The sequence below is a fragment of the Gottfriedia sp. S16(2024) genome, assembly GCF_050473765.1.
In the GTDB taxonomy this organism is placed as follows: Bacteria; Bacillota; Bacilli; order Bacillales; family Bacillaceae_G; genus Gottfriedia.
This window is the reverse complement of the sequence record NZ_JBFLUO010000001.1, coordinates 3,561,496-3,578,939: the sequence shown is the minus strand read 5'-3', so window position 1 is coordinate 3,578,939 and position 17,444 is coordinate 3,561,496. Positions and strand designations below refer to the sequence as shown.

Annotated in this window: 20 protein-coding genes; 4 read left to right on the top strand and 16 right to left on the bottom strand. The window is 30.7% G+C overall.

The window, feature by feature from the left end; genetic code table 11:
• Positions 1-23: 23 nt before the first annotated feature.
• From AB1282_RS16860 to AB1282_RS16845, 4 genes are all read right to left on the bottom strand, one after another.
• Positions 24-482, bottom strand: a complete 459-nt coding sequence (locus tag AB1282_RS16860; RefSeq protein ID WP_429899602.1) for a YkvA family protein — start codon at positions 480-482, stop codon at positions 24-26.
• A 135-nt stretch (positions 483-617) separates the two neighbouring features.
• Positions 618-2,240: an ABC-F family ATP-binding cassette domain-containing protein gene (locus AB1282_RS16855; RefSeq protein ID WP_056477099.1), complete on the bottom strand. Its 1,623-nt coding sequence runs from the start codon at positions 2,238-2,240 to the stop codon at positions 618-620.
• A gap of 124 nt (positions 2,241-2,364) precedes the next feature.
• Positions 2,365-3,003: an SdpI family protein gene (locus AB1282_RS16850; protein WP_429899601.1), complete on the bottom strand. Its 639-nt coding sequence runs from the start codon at positions 3,001-3,003 to the stop codon at positions 2,365-2,367.
• On the bottom strand, positions 3,000-3,278 hold the full coding sequence (locus tag AB1282_RS16845) for an autorepressor SdpR family transcription factor (protein WP_056477093.1): 279 nt from the start codon (positions 3,276-3,278) through the stop codon (positions 3,000-3,002). Before AB1282_RS16845 ends, AB1282_RS16850 begins: the two co-directional genes overlap by 4 nt.
• A 173-nt stretch (positions 3,279-3,451) precedes the next feature.
• Between AB1282_RS16845 and AB1282_RS16840 the strand changes: the two genes are divergently transcribed.
• A complete protein-coding gene (locus AB1282_RS16840) occupies positions 3,452-4,636 on the top strand; it encodes an alanyl-tRNA editing protein (RefSeq protein WP_429899600.1) in 1,185 nt (394 codons plus the stop codon).
• Positions 4,637-4,732: 96 nt separating this feature from the next.
• Here AB1282_RS16840 and AB1282_RS16835 read toward each other — a convergent pair whose 3' ends face one another.
• From AB1282_RS16835 to AB1282_RS16825, 3 genes are all read right to left on the bottom strand, one after another.
• On the bottom strand, positions 4,733-5,227 hold the full coding sequence (locus tag AB1282_RS16835) for a GNAT family N-acetyltransferase (protein ID WP_056477086.1): 495 nt from the start codon (positions 5,225-5,227) through the stop codon (positions 4,733-4,735).
• A gap of 166 nt (positions 5,228-5,393) precedes the next feature.
• The gene (locus tag AB1282_RS16830; RefSeq protein ID WP_056477083.1) at positions 5,394-5,666 is read right to left on the bottom strand and encodes a GNAT family N-acetyltransferase; all 273 of its coding nucleotides are present in this window, start codon (positions 5,664-5,666) and stop codon (positions 5,394-5,396) included.
• A gap of 1 nt (position 5,667) precedes the next feature.
• Positions 5,668-5,913, bottom strand: a complete 246-nt coding sequence (locus AB1282_RS16825; RefSeq protein ID WP_082459670.1) for a (4Fe-4S)-binding protein — start codon at positions 5,911-5,913, stop codon at positions 5,668-5,670.
• Positions 5,914-6,040: 127 nt separating this feature from the next.
• On the opposite strand from AB1282_RS16825, the gene AB1282_RS16820 reads away from it, so the two are divergent.
• Positions 6,041-6,217, top strand: coding sequence for a DUF3977 family protein (locus AB1282_RS16820; RefSeq protein WP_156339771.1), 177 nt, complete (start codon positions 6,041-6,043; stop codon positions 6,215-6,217).
• Positions 6,218-6,307: 90 nt separating this feature from the next.
• On the opposite strand, the gene AB1282_RS16815 is transcribed toward AB1282_RS16820, so the two are convergent.
• The 3 genes from AB1282_RS16815 to AB1282_RS16805 all read right to left on the bottom strand — a co-directional run bounded on the left by AB1282_RS16815 (position 6,308) and on the right by AB1282_RS16805 (position 7,957).
• Positions 6,308-6,658 carry a hypothetical protein gene (locus AB1282_RS16815; RefSeq protein WP_429899599.1) on the bottom strand — a complete coding sequence of 117 codons (351 nt, stop codon included), beginning with the start codon at positions 6,656-6,658 and terminating at the stop codon, positions 6,308-6,310.
• Between the two features lie 231 nt (positions 6,659-6,889).
• Positions 6,890-7,366 (bottom strand): RDD family protein, encoded by a 477-nt coding sequence (locus AB1282_RS16810; protein ID WP_429899598.1) that lies wholly within the window; start codon positions 7,364-7,366, stop codon positions 6,890-6,892.
• Between the two features lie 183 nt (positions 7,367-7,549).
• Positions 7,550-7,957: a hypothetical protein gene (locus tag AB1282_RS16805; RefSeq protein WP_429899597.1), complete on the bottom strand. Its 408-nt coding sequence runs from the start codon at positions 7,955-7,957 to the stop codon at positions 7,550-7,552.
• Between the two features lie 592 nt (positions 7,958-8,549).
• On the opposite strand from AB1282_RS16805, the gene AB1282_RS16800 reads away from it, so the two are divergent.
• Positions 8,550-9,734, top strand: coding sequence for a COG4705 family protein (locus AB1282_RS16800; protein ID WP_056477074.1), 1,185 nt, complete (start codon positions 8,550-8,552; stop codon positions 9,732-9,734).
• A 205-nt stretch (positions 9,735-9,939) separates the two neighbouring features.
• Here AB1282_RS16800 and AB1282_RS16795 read toward each other — a convergent pair whose 3' ends face one another.
• On the bottom strand, positions 9,940-10,197 hold the full coding sequence (locus tag AB1282_RS16795) for a hypothetical protein (protein ID WP_429899596.1): 258 nt from the start codon (positions 10,195-10,197) through the stop codon (positions 9,940-9,942).
• A 302-nt stretch (positions 10,198-10,499) separates the two neighbouring features.
• Between AB1282_RS16795 and AB1282_RS16790 the strand changes: the two genes are divergently transcribed.
• A complete protein-coding gene (locus AB1282_RS16790) occupies positions 10,500-11,153 on the top strand; it encodes a TetR/AcrR family transcriptional regulator (RefSeq protein WP_056477070.1) in 654 nt (217 codons plus the stop codon).
• Between the two features lie 98 nt (positions 11,154-11,251).
• Here AB1282_RS16790 and AB1282_RS16785 read toward each other — a convergent pair whose 3' ends face one another.
• The 5 genes from AB1282_RS16785 to AB1282_RS16765 all read right to left on the bottom strand — a co-directional run bounded on the left by AB1282_RS16785 (position 11,252) and on the right by AB1282_RS16765 (position 17,433).
• On the bottom strand, positions 11,252-11,998 hold the full coding sequence (locus tag AB1282_RS16785; RefSeq protein WP_056477068.1) for an SDR family NAD(P)-dependent oxidoreductase: 747 nt from the start codon (positions 11,996-11,998) through the stop codon (positions 11,252-11,254).
• A gap of 573 nt (positions 11,999-12,571) precedes the next feature.
• The gene (locus AB1282_RS16780) at positions 12,572-13,411 is read right to left on the bottom strand and encodes an SPFH domain-containing protein (protein WP_429899595.1); all 840 of its coding nucleotides are present in this window, start codon (positions 13,409-13,411) and stop codon (positions 12,572-12,574) included.
• A gap of 649 nt (positions 13,412-14,060) precedes the next feature.
• Complete coding sequence (locus AB1282_RS16775) at positions 14,061-14,354, bottom strand: antibiotic biosynthesis monooxygenase family protein (protein ID WP_429899594.1); 294 nt, start codon at positions 14,352-14,354, stop codon at positions 14,061-14,063.
• Positions 14,355-14,495: 141 nt separating this feature from the next.
• Complete coding sequence (locus AB1282_RS16770; protein ID WP_429899593.1) at positions 14,496-14,999, bottom strand: N-acetyltransferase family protein; 504 nt, start codon at positions 14,997-14,999, stop codon at positions 14,496-14,498.
• A 475-nt stretch (positions 15,000-15,474) separates the two neighbouring features.
• Complete coding sequence (locus AB1282_RS16765) at positions 15,475-17,433, bottom strand: fructose-bisphosphatase class III (protein WP_056477055.1); 1,959 nt, start codon at positions 17,431-17,433, stop codon at positions 15,475-15,477.
• Positions 17,434-17,444 lie beyond the last annotated feature (11 nt).

Genomic DNA, 17,444 nt, shown 5'->3' with positions numbered 1-17,444 from the left:
TGGGCAACCTTTTTTTAGAAATATTAATCTTTTAGCTCATGATCCTGTTCTGACACTTCAATTTCCACTAAATTTGAAGGTTCATCTTTTTCGTTATTCATTTCTTTCCAAATTTTATACTTTTCAATATCTTTGTTAATCTGTTTAAATGTATACGCTAAAATCGTTGCATCATCTAAAAAGCCTAAGCCTACGATAAAATCTGGTATTGCATCGATTGGACTGACAAAATAAATTAATGCCCCAATTACAGTCAAAATTGATTTTGTGGAAATATCTCTATAACTGCCATTAATATATGATTTAAATAGATCTATAAATAAATTTACTTTTTCCCAAGCTTCACCTAACGCTCCTTTTTTATTCGGTGCGAGCTTAGCTGCTTTTTTCAATAAATTCGTTGATTTTTCTTTATTTCCTAAATAGGAAGAAGCTTTCTTTAAATACTTTTTAAAAAACTTATTTTCATTTAACTCAGACATTTTTTCTCCTCCCTTTTTTATAGTTTATCAAATATGAAAACAAGATGAAAGTACGAAAAACCACTAATCAATTGATTAGTGGTTTCACTTTTTTCACAAATATTAACCTTCAATGTCAAAGGTTTGTGTATAGAATTATTTTTTATATAACTCTTCTACTTGCTTTTGTAAATCCTTGTTCTCTAAGAACTCATCATAAGTACACTCTTTATCAACTAAACCGTTTGGTGTCACTTCAATGACACGGTTTGCAATTGTTTGAATGAACTGATGGTCATGAGATGTAAATAATGCAGTACCCTTGAATGCAATTAAACCATTATTTAATGCTGTAATTGACTCTAAGTCTAAGTGGTTAGTAGGATCATCTAATACTAATACGTTTGCTCCACTTAACATCATTTTTGAAAGCATACAACGAACTTTTTCTCCTCCAGATAGAACAGAAGCTTTTTTCATTACTTCCTCTCCTGAGAATAGCATACGTCCTAAGAAACCACGTAGGAAGCTTTCAGACTCATCTTGTGGAGAGAACTGACGTAACCATTCGATTAAGTTCATATCACTTTTTTCAAAGAACTCTGAGTTATCTTTAGGGAAAAATGCTTGAGAAGTTGTTACACCCCATTTAAATGAACCTGTATCTGGCTCCATTTCACCCATTAAAATTTTAAATAAAGTTGAAATCGCAACGTCATTTTTACCAACAAACGCAATTTTATCGCCTTTGTTTACAGTAAAACGTACGTTATCTAGTACTTTTTCACCATCGATTGTTTTTGAAATTCCATCTACAGTTAATAAATCATTTCCAACTTCTCTCTCTGGCGTAAATCCAACGAATGGATAACGACGAGAAGATGGTCTAATATCATCAAGTGTAATTTTATCTAAAAGTTTTTTACGTGAAGTAGCTTGTTTCGCTTTTGAAGCATTTGAGCTAAATCGAGCAATAAATCCTTGTAGTTCTTTAATTTTCTCTTCTTTTTTCTTATTAGCATCAGACATTAATCTTTGAGCTAATTGACTTGATTCATACCAGAAATCATAGTTACCAACATAAAGTTGAATTTTACCAAAATCTAAATCAGCCATATGCGTACATACTTGATTTAAGAAGTGACGGTCATGTGATACAACGATAACTGTGTTTTCAAAGTTAATTAAGAAGTTTTCTAACCATTGAACAGCCTTAAGATCTAAGTTATTCGTTGGCTCATCTAGTAAAAGAATATCTGGTTGACCAAATAATGCTTGAGCAAGTAAAACTTTTACTTTCTCGCCTGCTTGTAATTCAGCCATTTTTTTATAATGTAAGTCTTCTGTAATGCCAAGACCTTTTAATAAAATCGCAGCTTCTGATTCTGCTTCCCAACCATTTAACTCTGCAAACTCACCTTCAAGTTCTGCAGCTTTCATGCCATCTTCTTCAGTGAAATCTTCTTTCATGTAGATTGCATCTTTTTCTTTCATTACTTCGAAAAGACGAGTATGACCCATAATTACAGTTTGAAGAACTTCAAACTCTTCATACTCAAACTGGTTTTGTTTTAATACTGCAAGACGCTCACCTGGTGTTACAATTACATCACCTGTAGAAGGCTCGATATCACCAGATAAAATTTTAATAAAAGTAGATTTACCCGCACCATTCGCACCAATTAAACCGTAACAGTTACCTGGTGTAAACTTTATATTAACATCATCAAATAATTTTCTGTCCGCAAAACGCAAACTAACATTAGAAACTGTAATCATTTTAATTATATTCCTCCAACTCTTTTGCTCTACTCTTTACAATACCATATTTTAAAAGGAAATTAAATTTTTTCTAAAATAAATTCAAAAACAATCTCCAAATTTTGTAAAAAAACAGCTTAATTTAGTTTTTCATTTCCTTTTTAAAGGCAATATATGAGTATATAGTTGGGAATCCAATTAATAATATAATCAATGGAATGACAATTATTCCCTTATCACTCATTGGTATAAAATAAAGCAATAAAAAACATAAACCAATGATCATAAATACTCTACCGCTAACACGATGTGTTTTTTTCCAAACATTTTCATTACTTAATGTCCAAGGGGTACGGACCCCGATAAAATAATTCGAACGAATATGAGGCATATAATTTCCAAGAAACATAAACAAAAGGCCAATAAAAAGAAAACTCATTGAGCCGATATGAACGTCATAACCTAATCCATAAAATAAAACACTCATATTAATTAAAAAGAAAATAAATAAAATCCCTGTTACCATAAAGTATAAGCTTCTCTGGAATAACTTATAATTCTCTTTTCTTGGATAAATCTTCGGAGTAACAATTGGCAATATATAAACGAAAAGCATGATCGCATGTAGCTCGATAAACGTTTGCATTTTTGAATCGTAATTATTAACTTGTCCTGAAAAATCCCAATGAACAGGTAATTGACTTGGTAAATCATGAAAGTTAATAATCCAAAATACTAATGAACAAATAAATAGTAAAATTGCAATAATATGCTTTTTCAATCTAAGTCTCCTCTCAGGTTATTTTCTTTAAAACTATATGCCCAACTGATAATTTCTTGAAAAACCGTCATATTTAAAGAATAAATAATAAATTGCCCCTTCTTTTCATCTTGAATTAACTTGGCTGACTTTAATATTTTAAGATGTTGAGAAATACTAGGTTTTGACATATCGAATTGTTCTGAAATTTCCCCAGCAGTTAAATCTTTCTCTTTTAATAAATCTAAAATTTTCCTTCTAGTTGGATCCGATAATGCTTTAAATAGTTCATTCACCTTTCACACCCCTAAGATTTAGTATTTAGTTAATTAACTAAATACTAAAATCTATTTGTGTAATAGTCAATTATGCTAAGATTAGATTTATATTATTTTAAGTTTTTATTTCGTTTCTATATAATTTAAATTAAACATCAAATTTAGGAAATTAAAAGATTAGAGGTAATATCATGGCAAATAAACTATATTTTGAACACCCCTCATTAAAAAAATGGTTTACTAAAATTACTGAAATTAAAGAAGTTGATTCATTATTTCATATCAAACTTGAAGATTCTGCTTTTTATCCTGAAGGTGGCGGGCAGCCATCTGATTTCGGTACAATTAATGGAATCGAAATTGTTGATTTAATAGAGGATGATGAAGAAGTAATCCATGTCTTAAATGCAAAACCGGAAACATTGGAAGCAACATGTGAAATAAATTGGGACCGTAGAATTGATCATATGCAACATCATAGCGGCCAACATTTACTTTCAGCAACCATTATTGAACTATTTGATCTACCTACTGTAAGTTTTCATTTAGGAAAAGAGACAGTTACGATTGACCTAGATACCCCTTCTCTTTCAGCTGAACAATTAAATCAAATTGAAAGAGCAGTATATGAAAAGATTCTTGCTAATATTGAAATTAAAACCTACTTCGTAAATAAAGAAGAATTAAATGCACTTCAACTTCGCAAATTACCAAAAGTTGAAGACAATATAAGAATTGTTGAGATTTTACATACTGATTTATCTGCTTGTTGTGGTACTCATGTAAAACAAACGGGTGAAATTGGATTTATCAAATTAATTAAAACTGAAAAAGTAAGACAAACTACTAGACTTCATTTTAAATGTGGCTATAGAGCACTTGAGGAAATTCAAAAAACTAGTAAAACATTATCAACTATTAATCAATTATTTAATACACATACTGATCAAGTTAAAAATAAAGTCGAATTGACAATTAATGAATTAAAAGAAGCGCAAAAAGAAATCGAGAAAATGAAAGAAACGATCTTTAACTCAATTTCTAATGAGTTATTATTAAATGCAACAAATGATATCATTATTAAAACATTTGAAGAAGAATCAGTTAAAGACTTACAGTTACTCGCAAAATCAATACAGACTAAAAAACCTTCTTTACTTGTATTTTCAAGTGTAAAAGAGCAAAAATTATTGCTAATTAATCAACTTAAAAATGATGTAAATTGTGGGGAACTAATTAAAAATTTACTAAAACAGGTTGAAGGAAAAGGTGGCGGCGGTGCAGGGCAAGCACAAGCGACATTTGAAACTTCAAGCCGATTAAACGAAGCTGAAAATACTTTAAAACATATTTTGCTTCCTCAGGTAAATGTATAAACATTATATTTAGATGAAAAAAGAACAACGACGGACTTCTCAGGTCCACAGTTGTTCTTTTCTTGTTTTGTGCTAAATAATTAAAATCATTTAAATCTATTCTACCGAATACTTATAGAATTTTTTATCGACCTTCATTACTGGAAAATTCTCAGGTAAATCATTACCCTCTACACTTGTAAATCCATTTTTTTCATAAAATCGATGAGCGGCTAAAAATTGAGGGGTTGTTCCAAGATAAATTGCTTTTATTGACATTTCTTTCGCCCATTCAATAGCATTATTTAATAAGAGACTTGCAGTATTATATTTAGCACCTCTGTAATCCTTATCTACAAACATCTTTCTTAACGCAACCTGCTCATTTCCTATGTCTAAAAGACTGATTGTACCAACTACTTTATCGCCAGAAAGAGCCACCCAAAAGTTCCCGTTTCCATTCTGATAAAATTCTTCTATCGTAAACAAATCAGGCTGATCATCCTTGGTAATCTTTATACTGTATTCTTTTTGCTGAATAGCAAGAATTAAATCAACTACTTGAGCTTGATAATCATTTGAGTATTCTTTCACAATTGGGCTGTTGTTCATAAATTTACACCGCCTTTAATATATTTAGATCTTACTTTTTTTCAATTTAACTACTAATCTTTGAGATACTATTACCTCTTTATTCAATATTGAGATACTTTAACATGATGGATAGAAAAAAATGTAAAAAAGGACGATTGTTGACATCATTTAACAATGTGTATATTTACGCAAGCATATCTTGATATTCCTTTTTGCGTTCAAATTCAGCCTTAGCAAATGGACACAGTGGCACAATCTTTTTGTCTTGTTCTCTCATCTCTTCTACAACAGAAGCAACAAGTTTACTGGCAATATTTTGTCCTCGCAAGGATTCTTCGACAAAAGTATGATCAATGATCACTTTTGATGCTCCAGCTTGTACAAATGTAATTTCAGCGACGATTTTCCCTTCTTCATTCTCAATGAAGTGTTTTTTATCTGCCTTTTCAATATTCATATTATTTTTCATCCTTTTTATAAATATATTGTAGTGCACCACTTGGACATAAATCGATCGTTTTCATAGCTGAATCTGCTTCTCCATTATCAGCAAGAATCCACGGCTTTCTTTTTGTATCAAACACTTTCGGCAAAGTCCTTACACAATTACCTGAATGTGTACAGATCTCTTTGCTGAAATAAACTTCAATCTCTTCTCCTGAATATTTCCGATATCCTTTACTTAGTAGGTCTTCTTTATTCATTTCATAATCCCTTCTCATTTTGTATATTTTCTCCTATTTTTAAGCAAACCAATTTTAAACAAGCACACTCATTTATTATTTGACCTCTAACCTAAAAAAAACACCTCCAAAATGTCGATAATTATTTATACGACTTTGGGGGTGTTTTTTCCTTTGTCAAAGGCTTTTATTTAACCGGAACCAATACTATATAAGAATTTGGCTAGCTAAAACAGTTATTATAATTGACTCTAAAGAAGGCTTTAAACAAATAAAAAAGAAACGTAATCATTTTAAATTTATTTTTGGGTTGAGTAGTTGTTAATTCCTTATAGAACTAACGAATGAGTTACTTGCATAACAACAAACCCATTGTTTTAATTTCTAAGTTTTTTTAGCTTGGGAATATAAACTTTTACTCCACTTTTGACACTGATTTATTAATAGCTACAACGTGGAGTATAAATCTAATGATTAATTGACCTAGAAAATATAATATAAAATAGAAAATTGAAGAAATATTTCTTTCAATTAACTTATATGGACCATTTTCTGGTATAAAAATTTTCACTAAAATAATAGATAATAAAAGTACGAGTACATTTACTATGAGAACGTGATTCATTTTTAATTGAACTAATAATAACCCCATAATAAATGTTGCAAAAAATAAAAAATAAGATGTATATGGTACTCGGTTCAAGTCAAACCATGTGGTAAAAAAAGGAATCGGTAATAAATAAATTAAATAAATAGCTTTTTTCACTAAAACAACCTCTTTCGAACTTTTTAATAAGTGCGTTAATTACTTTCATAATAGTAACATATTTTATAATTCCTTATTTAACTCCCCCTCTTTTTACTTCAATTAAAAAATCGACTAAACAGCCGATCATGATGTGCAACAATTGCTATGCGTTAGTTACATAAGTTTTTTATTATATTAGTCTTTTGAATTTTGCTATAAGCTCCCAAAGACCGAAACGATACCATCACTTTAACAATATATAACTTTAGTTTTTGCGATTATGTCATGCAGTGTCTTTTTATCATCATTAAAAATAAATAATGAATCTATTAAACCTACAACACTCATTATTTGGCTAAAGACTGGAATATTTATTCCTGCCAATAAAGTTAAGCTTGAACGTAATGTCATTGTCTTAATCGTAACAACTTCTTCAGTATCTTTTATCACTTTAATGCCTAACAACTTCTTAGCAATTGTTTGCCCACTCCAAATATAAGTTGGTATGATAATTTCAAATACAATTATTGGCATTAATGTAATAAGAATGTAAATTATCGAATATACAATATGTTTGTCAAACATTTCACGCATACTTATTTCTAAGAATTTAGCATGCGTTAAACTTAAAATAAAAAACGTTAAAAAAGCTAATCCTCCACTAATAATTCCATCAATCAAGGACGCAAAAAACCTTCTTTTTCTACTAGAGAGTACGTATTCCATTAACTAACTCCTTTTCCACATGATTTTATCAGTAATCCTTATTCAACTAATCTGCCATTTTGTTGCATAAAAAAATGAGCCAATCACGGCTCCATAATAATATATAACTAACGCACACCTTATTTATATAAGTAAAATCCGACAAGTTGATTATAGAAAGCAAATATGAATAGTTTCGAATTTTTATCTCTCTTCATTGACAAATGAAAAATCCATCATTAAATCATGTTTTACTTTCTTTGACGAGCGTTTACGTTGTTTTACTTTCTCCTTATTTCCTACTATTCGACTTTCAATTCCTTTTTTAATTAGAGTAAAGGCTAGGATGGTTAATATGAATCCAATACTTGGACCAATTACAATCCATTTATCCAACATTAATTCAGCGTACGATAAGCCAATTAATCCTGACCATTCATTTGATAAAGAAACGGTAACCTCTCTTTCACCTGTATTAATAATCTGACTGTCTCCAATCACCAAATTAAAAACGCCTAAATGAACCATTAATAGAAGAACTTGAATAATTTGTTGAACGAATATAAGAATGATTCTAGAACGTAAAAACGGAATAATATGTTTTTTAATCACCCAAAAATTACTACCTCCCATGATCCTAGTTGAAGTGATAAACTCATTTTTTTGATAAAAATTCACTTCATTTCCAATCACACTTGTCAAAGGTGGTAGTGCAACAACTGTTAATAAAATTATTTGTGAAATTAACAACGACAATCCATTGCTAGTTGGATTGATAAAATTTACATTAAAAAACAAGAATACTAGAAAAACCGCTGGAACAAATCGGCAAGCGCGTTCAAATGCTTGAAAAAGCCCATTTTATTTCAACTAAACTACCATTTACTTAATAAAAAAAGCTACCGAGGCAACTTTAAGGTTGTTCAACTAGCGCAATATGATAGTTGAATAAGGGTTTAAATATTTGTGATTGATAATAGTTCATCATTGCCTTTCCATTTTTCCCCATATTTAAAAGTCACATCTAATTCAACTATCGCATGCGTTTGTTGCAAATATGTTGTTAAATCCGAAAAAATAAAATAGCACAATAAAAAATTTAAGAAGTTTGAAAAAAATTATTCAATTTACCTATTTGTTCATTTTTTTCATAACTATTGGTAACTATAAAAATATATTTAAATCAAATGAAAGGAATTTATTTATGGAAACAACCCAAAATAAAATGAAAGCTTTACTTAACAAGGTACCAGAAGTTACAATCTATTTCTGGATTATCAAAGTTTTATGTACAACCGTTGGTGAAACATTTGCTGATTTCCTGAATTTTAACCTTGGTCTTGGATTAGGACTTACTACGATCATTATGGGTTTAGCATTTTTTATCTCATTATTTTTTCAATTCAGAGCAAAAAAATATGTTCCTAGTTATTATTGGATAACTGTTGTGTTAATAAGTGTATTCGGTACTTTGGTAACAGATAATTTGACTGACGCAATGGGAGTACCTCTTGAGACAAGTACAATTGTTTTCTCAATACTACTAGGATTAACTTTCCTTTTTTGGTATCTTAGTGAAAAAACACTTTCTATACACTCAATTTTCACAAGAAAAAGAGAAGTTTTCTATTGGTTTTCCATTCTTTTCACATTTGCTCTAGGAACTGCAGTAGGAGATTTGTATTCAGAACAACTTGGACTTGGGTATTTTAAGACCGGAGTAACAGTAATTGGTATCATACTTTGTGTATTTTTAGCATGGAAGTTTTTAAAGCTTGATGGAATGTTAGCTTTTTGGATAGTGTATATTCTTACTCGACCACTCGGCGCTTCATTAGGCGATTACTTATCTCAGCCAAAAGTAAATGGCGGGTTAGGCTTAGGTACAACAGTTACAAGTGTAATTTTTCTAACCGCAATTTTAGCTATCATCATTTTCCTAGCTGTCACAAAAATTGATATTTCCGCAAGAAGTGAAACAAAAGAAATAAATAGTAGTAAAAAAAATGTTATGGCACAAACAATTTTAGTATTGTTTATTTTCTTAGCAGTAGGTATTGGCGGTTATGTAAAATTATCATCACAAACTGCTTCTACTCAAACTACATTATCTGGTCAATTAACGGATTTTGTAAATATTGAAAATCAAATTCTAACAGATGTGAACTCAAAGAACTTTACTTCAGCTTATAAAAATGCTGATAATTTGGAACATCAATGGGATTCATCAGAGGCTAAACTTAGAAAAATAGATGGAACAACATGGACAAAAATTGACGGAACAATTGACGTTGTATTAGCAACAGTTCGTTCATCAAAACCTGATGTAAGTAAATGCAAAACGGCAATAAATAATTCACTTAGTGTAATAAACGCTGCTAATAAATAAAAGACTTTAGTTTAGGAATTGCAAACTGCAGTTCCTTTTTAAATTTTCGATAATGTCCATTTTGTAAAGTTAGAAATGCATTTTCCCCAGAAAACTCTAAACAAATATTAATCTTAATGTTCTTAAATTCTAAACAAATTTATTATCGATAAAGAGGTTAATAATTCACCTGAAAATAGAGAATAAGTTGGATATAGGCATATATTTATGTAAGTATTGCAATGCGTAGTTCAATAAGAATTGTATTCAAAAATAGCCCAAGGAAGCCAAAAAACTGGTTCTGTTCAAGGTTTTTGTCATTTGCAATGTCACATCCTTTCTCTGCTTCAGCAAGAGATTTAATAAAACCATTTTCATTCAATGAAAAATCAAACTGATTTTTAAACTCTTTTTCTAATCCGTTACACAAATAAGAATGGAACGTATTAGTTTCATAGCCTAAGACCTCATAGCCTTTTATCAAATTAGTATCATCAACAATAAATTGTTTCCTGAATAAAAAAGTAAAGTTAACGCAATTTTGTTCCAGTTTATCATCCTAAAATTAAGAAAGCAGCATTTTATGGTTGATATTAAAAAGTGATTGTGTATCAAATCTTATAAGTATAGTAAGATATTGAAGAATACAATTTATGAGGTGAATTAAGGGTGCCATTACAATATTGGTAATATGATATTTAACAGCTCTAAAAATCTGTTTTTTCAAGCATCTTATTTAGTTGATTATCAAAACGAATATTATTTCATTGAAAAGGAATAGAATTTATGACAAAACAAAAAATTGATCCACGTGTAATTAGAACTAGAAGGTTATTAAAGCAGGCCTTTATTGACCTCATGGAAGTACGAGCTTTTGATGAAATTACTGTACAGGATATTTCTGATCAAGCAACTGTGAAACGTGCTACATTTTATCTTCACTATAAAGATAAGAATGAACTTATGATTCAATATATTGACGAAACTTTAAAAGATTTGCGTGAAAAAGTAAATGTCCAAATATCATTTTTAGACAACTTCGATTATTTAGACCAACAACCTCATCCAAGTTTTGTTCAATTATTTCACCAGATTGCGGAAAATTTCGCGTTTTATAGAGCTTTACTTGTTACTAACCGTATTCCTTATTTAACTTCGGGACTTTTAGAAATTATTCATGAGTTTGTTTCCGAGGGGATTAACCAAATAGAACCTAGTGATCAAAACCTTATTGCTAAAAGAGATTTAATCATCAAATATGTGGAATCTGCCTTTTTAGAAGTTATTATTTGGTGGATTGAAAATAACATGCATTATTCTGAACATGAAATGGCTTTTCAATTAATGACTTTGTCTATTAAAGGGCCTTACAAAAATAATCCTCTGAAATACAGAAGTTTATCTGCTGAAAATAATGCAAATAAAAAGCCGATCAACTAATGATCGACTTTTTATTTGGATTGAAATTTATAAAACAAGTCATGTTTTCTATAAATTCTTTCTAGCACAGCCGTCATTCTATCCGTAATCGCAATAAATTATAGGGCTGTCCAACCACCATCAATAACAAGCTCAGCTCCGGTCATAAAGCGTGATTCATCAGATGCAAGGAATAGTACTCCATACGCAACATCTTCAGGTTTTCCGAAATAAGGAAGTTGAGTAAACGTTTGATAGTATGGTAAAGCCTCTTTAAACGATTCAGCTGTCATTGGTGTCTCAATAATACCAGGGTGAACGGAATTCACTCTAATTTTATCTTTTCCATATTCTACAGCAGCTGATTTTGATAAAGAACGTAATGCCCCTTTTGCAGCAGTATATGGGCTTGATCCAGCCATACCTACTATCCCACCAATAGATGAAATATTAATCAAAGAACCACCACCGACTTTTTGCATCTCTGGAATGACATGTTTCATTCCAAGAACACAGCCATTTAAATTAATATCCATTACTTTATTCCATTCATCCATTTCCATTTGAGTCATCGTTTTTGGACTAGCTACACCAGCATTATTCACTAATACGTCTATCTTACCGTAATGATTTATTGCTTCTTGGATTACAATTTTCCATTCTTTCTCAGATGTAACATTATGCTTTAAACCGATTGCATCCCCACCATCTGCTTTAATTTCATTTATTAACTCATTTAACGCATCTTCTTTAATATCTGTTGCGATTACTTTTGCTCCTTCTTTAGCAAAAAGCTTTGCTTCTGATGCCCCCATTCCAAGAGCTGCACCAGTGATAATTGCTACTTTACCTGTTAAACGTCCCATCATAATCATCCTCTCAAAAAGATTGAATATCTATCTCATTTATTAAAAAAATAGTGTTTACAAAAACATTTAAGTTTACCTAGGATATTCATATTATACATTAAACACTAGAAAATGTGAAGTTATGTACATCGTGTCAATTAATTAAACAAGCGGATTATTTTCTACAGTAACTGCTCCTGTTTTTATAGGAGAAAAAATAAGAAGAAATGCCATTATTAAGATAATGAAATTAGTCCAATAAAAAAAACTACCTAGGTAGTCCATCATTGTTAAACTAACGCAATGCTTTAGTTGCTTAAGGCATTTCTTTTTAAAAAGAGAATAGCGAAATAACAATCCCATTAATATAAAATTCCATAATCTCATTATGATCTCCTTTTGTTTAAGTTATCTAGTATTTACATTTCATTTAAATCATAGCACAATTTAGTATTTTCTAATTTAACAATACTTACATTTTGTAATATAAAAAAAAGACTACTGAAGTAGCCTATTTTTCTACAACTAAAGCAATGAGTTAGATATATGTATATTTGAACTTAAAATAGAATCCACACTTTTTTGTGGTTTCTATTTTTTCATTGTACTTAAAACAGGTTGTGCACCTTTTTCGGAAATAATTGTTACAAGTAGACTAGTAACCATATCGGCTTTTTGACCGTCTGTTGCAGTTAATAATCCTTTTTCTTCAAGCATTTTCAAGGCATCTTCCACCATACCAACAGCGCCTTCTACTATTTCTCTTTTAGCTTGAACAACAGCTTTCGCTTGTTGTCTTTGTAGCATACTACTTGCTATCTCAGGAGCATAAGCAAGATGACTTAATCGAGCTTCTTGAACTTTTACTCCGCTTTTTTGAAGTCTTTCTTGTAACTCATTTTGTAATTCTACTGCAATCTCTTCTGCATTCCCTCTTAAAGAATATTCTTCTTTATTTGTCGTGTCATAAGCATATTTCGTTGCAATATGACGAATTGCTGTCTCACTTTGAATCATTACAAATTTTTGATAATCTGCAACATCAAACAATGCTTTTTCAACATCAACTACACTATATACTACAACCGCTGCAATCTCGATTGGATTCCCATCGATGTCATTTACTTTCAATACATCGCTATTGAAGTTAACAGCCTTTAGATTAACTTTTGATTTACTTGTAAATGGAATAGTACAATAGAATCCATCCTCGTAGATTGTCCCTAAATATTTCCCCATAAATACCATAGCAACTGCTACTTTAGGTTGGTTAATTACAAATCCAGATGAAATCAAACAAACGAATAAAAATGAAGCAATCATGAAAAATGCATTACCACTAGTTAAAGAAATTATCCCTCCAAACAATAATAATCCTATTATTAATACCAACACGATGTAGCCGTTAATTCGAAATGCTTCTTTTTTCATATTTTTCTCCTCTTATAAATTTAAAAGATACTATTCTAATAAGGAATGAAATTAATCGTTTTAATTCTTGGATTCCTCTTTAGATCAATAATTTAAAAGAAATTCTAAATTTGAAAGTAATCCAAGAATTATAAATCCAATTCCTAATGAAAACCATAGTGATTTTACTAACCAAACAGGCAAAAATTTTAAAAAACCTCCAAGAAAAAATGTAATTATAAACCCGATACAGCCTAAAAACTCATTTGCGTATACAGTTATATCTGTAGCATTCCATAAGTTTTCTTTATTTTTTTCATTTGTGATCATTCCTTGTATGAATAGAAGACCACCTGTAATTATCAGTCCTAATCGAAGTATCCTGTTGATCCCCCCAATAATCCTCCTGATAGTTTATCTAGTCTCATGTTTAATAATAGGCTAATTATACAGCTAAGATTGACTTCTGTAACTTGGGGTATTTTTGCATAATTAATAGAATTTTAGAAAATCCATCTTCAACTAAACTGACATTTACTTTAATTTTAAAAAATACCGAAGCAGTCAATTCCTGTTCAACTATCGCATTCCTTGGCCAACCACGAATCCTCAAATTCAACACAGTGAATCGACGTTTAGATCGTACATCCAAGTAGCTGAATAAGATTTACTAAAGTTTAACCCAATTATAATGTTCAACAGTCGGAAATGGATCATAAAAATGATGTAATTGCTTTTTCCATTCTTGATACTCGTTAGATTGTCTAAAACCAACTGTATGGTCTTCTAATGTTTCCCATTGAACTAGTAGTAAATATTTCCCCTTTACTTCTATACAACGTTGTAATTCGTGAGATATGTAGCCTTTCATTGAAGAAATTATTTGTGATGCACCACGAAATGCTTCTTCATACTCCTCTTCCATACCTTGCTTCACTTGTAGCATAACGGCTTCCAATATCATATTTAATCCCCTTTTCATAAGTTAATCAATATTATTTTAAGAGTCCTTTTATTAATCTTTACTTCAAGAAAGTGAAAAAGGAACTAATCGTCTATCACCTCAGTGTTATTCAACTATTGCATGTTTTAGTTACATATGAACTCAAGATAATAATTTGGCCATGTAGTATTCATCAAAACTAGTACCGTCTATTATTAGTGAGTTCCTTTTTGTTCCTTCAATTTCATACCCCATCTTTTTATATAAACCTACACCTGCTTCGTTTTGTTTTACAACGGTCAGTTCTAATCTTGAAATACTATGTTTAATTGCCCATTCTTCTATGTTTTGAAATAATTTAGTACCAATACCTTTACCTGTGTATTCCTCTAAGATTCCAATGGCAAGATAGACCGAATGTTTTTTTCTTATCGCACTACTCCCAATCGCAAACGCATAACCGACTAATATTCCAGAAGAATCTTCTGCAACAAATATGGTTGAATTCGGTGATTTCTCAATAACTTCTAACTGTTTACGTTGTTTCTCGGCTGTAATATTTCTTTCTCTAGCTCCATACAGCATGAAATCAGCCTGTTTTTCAACTTCTTTAATGAGTTGTACAAAATTTTCTGCATCGTCTAGTTTGATTTCTCTAATGTTCATTTATTTCCCGCCTTATGTAATGGATTAATAATGATAATTCTATAAAGGTAATCGTATTCCCTTTCATATGTAACCAAACAGCCATCTACTTCAAAAAAAAAACGAGCTGCAAGCAACTCGTGTTCTTAAACTAAAACATGTGTTTAGGATATTTTATCAAAACATTATTATTTTTGGAGCATTTGAAAATAGCATTCTTCAACGAAGTAGAATCTCGTCTATGATCATTCAAGATCATACTTAACACCATTCACAAGTTCCCTCATGGAGTTTAACAGTTAAGAGTGTCAACTTTATTTTTTAAAGTTTAAATATAATGTGTATTTTCTACTTGTACTAAAAACAAGACCATCAATAAAATGATCTTCTTACTAAATGTTTAACATTGAGATTAATTTGACTACCACATTCAGTATTTCCGCTGCTTAACTATGATTTAATAAAGTTCATGGTGCTTTTATGCTTATAAAAGTCTTTAATCGTTAGATTGTAATGAGTGATCTAAACTCCTATAGCGATTTTCCAACAGACTTTTTAAAACGGATATTTCCTGTAATAATCGCTCTCCCTCATTAGTTTCTAGAACCTTTTTTCTCTCGAGTTCTTTTCCCACCAACCTTTTGACGGATAAAACATCTGATCCTTTAAGTAGAACATCTTTTTTTGAATTAAATTTTTCATGTGCAACAAGTTGTATACCACAGGAATTATATAATAGAGTGTATCCAGCAATACCAGTTGTAGATTGATAAGCCTTGGAAAATCCTCCATCAATGACTATCAACTTTCCGTTTGCTTTAATTGGATTTTCTCCTTTTATTTCTTTAACAGGTGTATGGCCGTTTATTATATGACCAACTTTTGGATTAAGATCCATTTCTGCTAGAATTTTACTGCAGATTTCCTCTTTTTCTCGTAAATGGTAATAGGGATTCTTAATCTCTTTATGTGTTTGTTTGTCTTTTATAAAATACCTTTCAAAGGTCGTCATTGCTCTTTTTCCAAATAATGATGAATATTCTCCTGTCCATAAATACCAGACCATATCTGTTGCGAGATCATCCGTCTCTTCAGGATGTGCAAAAGCATGTCGTAAATAATGTTCAAAAATATCAAGTAAATCACGACCTGCATAAGTATAATTTTCAATTACCATTTTTTCCATATTACCATTTTCATCGATTGGGATGCATCCATGTATTAATAAGTTCCCATTATACTTCAAATAAAGACTGCCTTTCTTCATGAGAAAATTCATATGTCTGGCCAACTTTTCTGAATGCTGGACAAAAAACAATAGTCTGTCCAAAACTTGCTCTTCTTCCTTTAATAATTCACTAGGATTATCTGGATTTATAGTTGCAAAGCAAGTATTTTCTAATGGATAAGTTTCCCCATTAATTGTTATTTCATTTTGGTCATAATTAATTTTCTCAAGTAAAGTCCTTTCTGACATATTAAAATACGGGCGTCGCTTTATGATTGGCATTTCAAGCTTAAATTGAATAATTGCAATCGCTTGATGGATTTTAGTGATTTGCAAAATTTCATGATCAGACTTTTTTTTATCCGAATTGCTCTTTGGTCTAAACGCTAGATTGTCCACATAGTACTTTTCTGCAAGATTTAAAAGTGGTATAAGATTTATTCCATACACATCTTCTATTATATTTAAATTGTCGTATCGAGCACAGATTCGAATAATATTAGCTAGACATACCTTTGATCCAGCAAAGGCACCGATCCATAAGACATCATGATTTCCCCATTGAATATCAACAGAATGATAATTAATTAAAGTGTCCATAATTTTATCAGGTTCAGGTCCGCGATCATAAATATCACCCACGACATGAAGATGGTCAACTACTAACCGCTGAGTAGAATAGGCCAGACCTGTAATGAGCTTATCTGCTTGACCAAGAGAAATAATTTGCTGGACTATTTTTGAATAATATTGTTTCTTATCGATCGATTCATCTATTTTGTAAAGTAGCTCTTCTATTATATAAACAAACTCTTGAGGCAATGCTTTATGTAATTTTGAGCGTGTATATTTAGTTGAGGAATAAGAAATTAGCTTGATCATACGGTCAATGGTTTCTGTGTACCACTGTTGTAACTCTTGTTTATTTACACACTTATTTCTAATTAACTTTAATTTTTCTTCAGGATAATAAACTAACGTTGCAAATTCATTTATTTCCATATCAGATAGTTCATCTTGAAATAGGTCCCTTATTTTCTCTTTCACTCTACCCGAACCATTTCTTAACACATGTTGAAAAGCTTGATATTCACCGTGTAAGTCACTAACAAAATGCTCTGTTCCCTTTGGCAGATTGAGAGTGGCTTCAAGATTAATAATCTCAGTTACAACTTTTTCTTCACTATCATATTTATGAGCCAGTAAATCTAAGTATTTTATGTTCAACTTTTTGGTAT

What these genes read in the sequence shown, in the direction of transcription:
- AB1282_RS16785 (WP_056477068.1), bottom strand. Translation starts at nt 11,998, where the DNA reads ATGGGACGTTTAACAGGTAAAGTAGCAATTATCACTGGTGCAGCTCTT.
- AB1282_RS16800 (WP_056477074.1), top strand. Translation starts at nt 8,550, where the DNA reads ATGGAAACAACCCAAAATAAAATGAAAGCTTTACTTAACAAGGTACCA.
- AB1282_RS16825 (WP_082459670.1), bottom strand. Translation starts at nt 5,913, where the DNA reads ATGAATAAAGAAGACCTACTAAGTAAAGGATATCGGAAATATTCAGGA.
- AB1282_RS16775 (WP_429899594.1), bottom strand. Translation starts at nt 14,354, where the DNA reads ATGATATTGGAAGCCGTTATGCTACAAGTGAAGCAAGGTATGGAAGAG.
- AB1282_RS16860 (WP_429899602.1), bottom strand. Translation starts at nt 482, where the DNA reads ATGTCTGAGTTAAATGAAAATAAGTTTTTTAAAAAGTATTTAAAGAAA.
- AB1282_RS16790 (WP_056477070.1), top strand. Translation starts at nt 10,500, where the DNA reads ATGACAAAACAAAAAATTGATCCACGTGTAATTAGAACTAGAAGGTTA.
- AB1282_RS16780 (WP_429899595.1), bottom strand. Translation starts at nt 13,411, where the DNA reads ATGAAAAAAGAAGCATTTCGAATTAACGGCTACATCGTGTTGGTATTA.
- AB1282_RS16770 (WP_429899593.1), bottom strand. Translation starts at nt 14,999, where the DNA reads ATGAACATTAGAGAAATCAAACTAGACGATGCAGAAAATTTTGTACAA.
- AB1282_RS16840 (WP_429899600.1), top strand. Translation starts at nt 3,452, where the DNA reads ATGGCAAATAAACTATATTTTGAACACCCCTCATTAAAAAAATGGTTT.
- AB1282_RS16830 (WP_056477083.1), bottom strand. Translation starts at nt 5,666, where the DNA reads ATGAATATTGAAAAGGCAGATAAAAAACACTTCATTGAGAATGAAGAA.
- AB1282_RS16810 (WP_429899598.1), bottom strand. Translation starts at nt 7,366, where the DNA reads ATGGAATACGTACTCTCTAGTAGAAAAAGAAGGTTTTTTGCGTCCTTG.
- AB1282_RS16855 (WP_056477099.1), bottom strand. Translation starts at nt 2,240, where the DNA reads ATGATTACAGTTTCTAATGTTAGTTTGCGTTTTGCGGACAGAAAATTA.
- AB1282_RS16835 (WP_056477086.1), bottom strand. Translation starts at nt 5,227, where the DNA reads ATGAACAACAGCCCAATTGTGAAAGAATACTCAAATGATTATCAAGCT.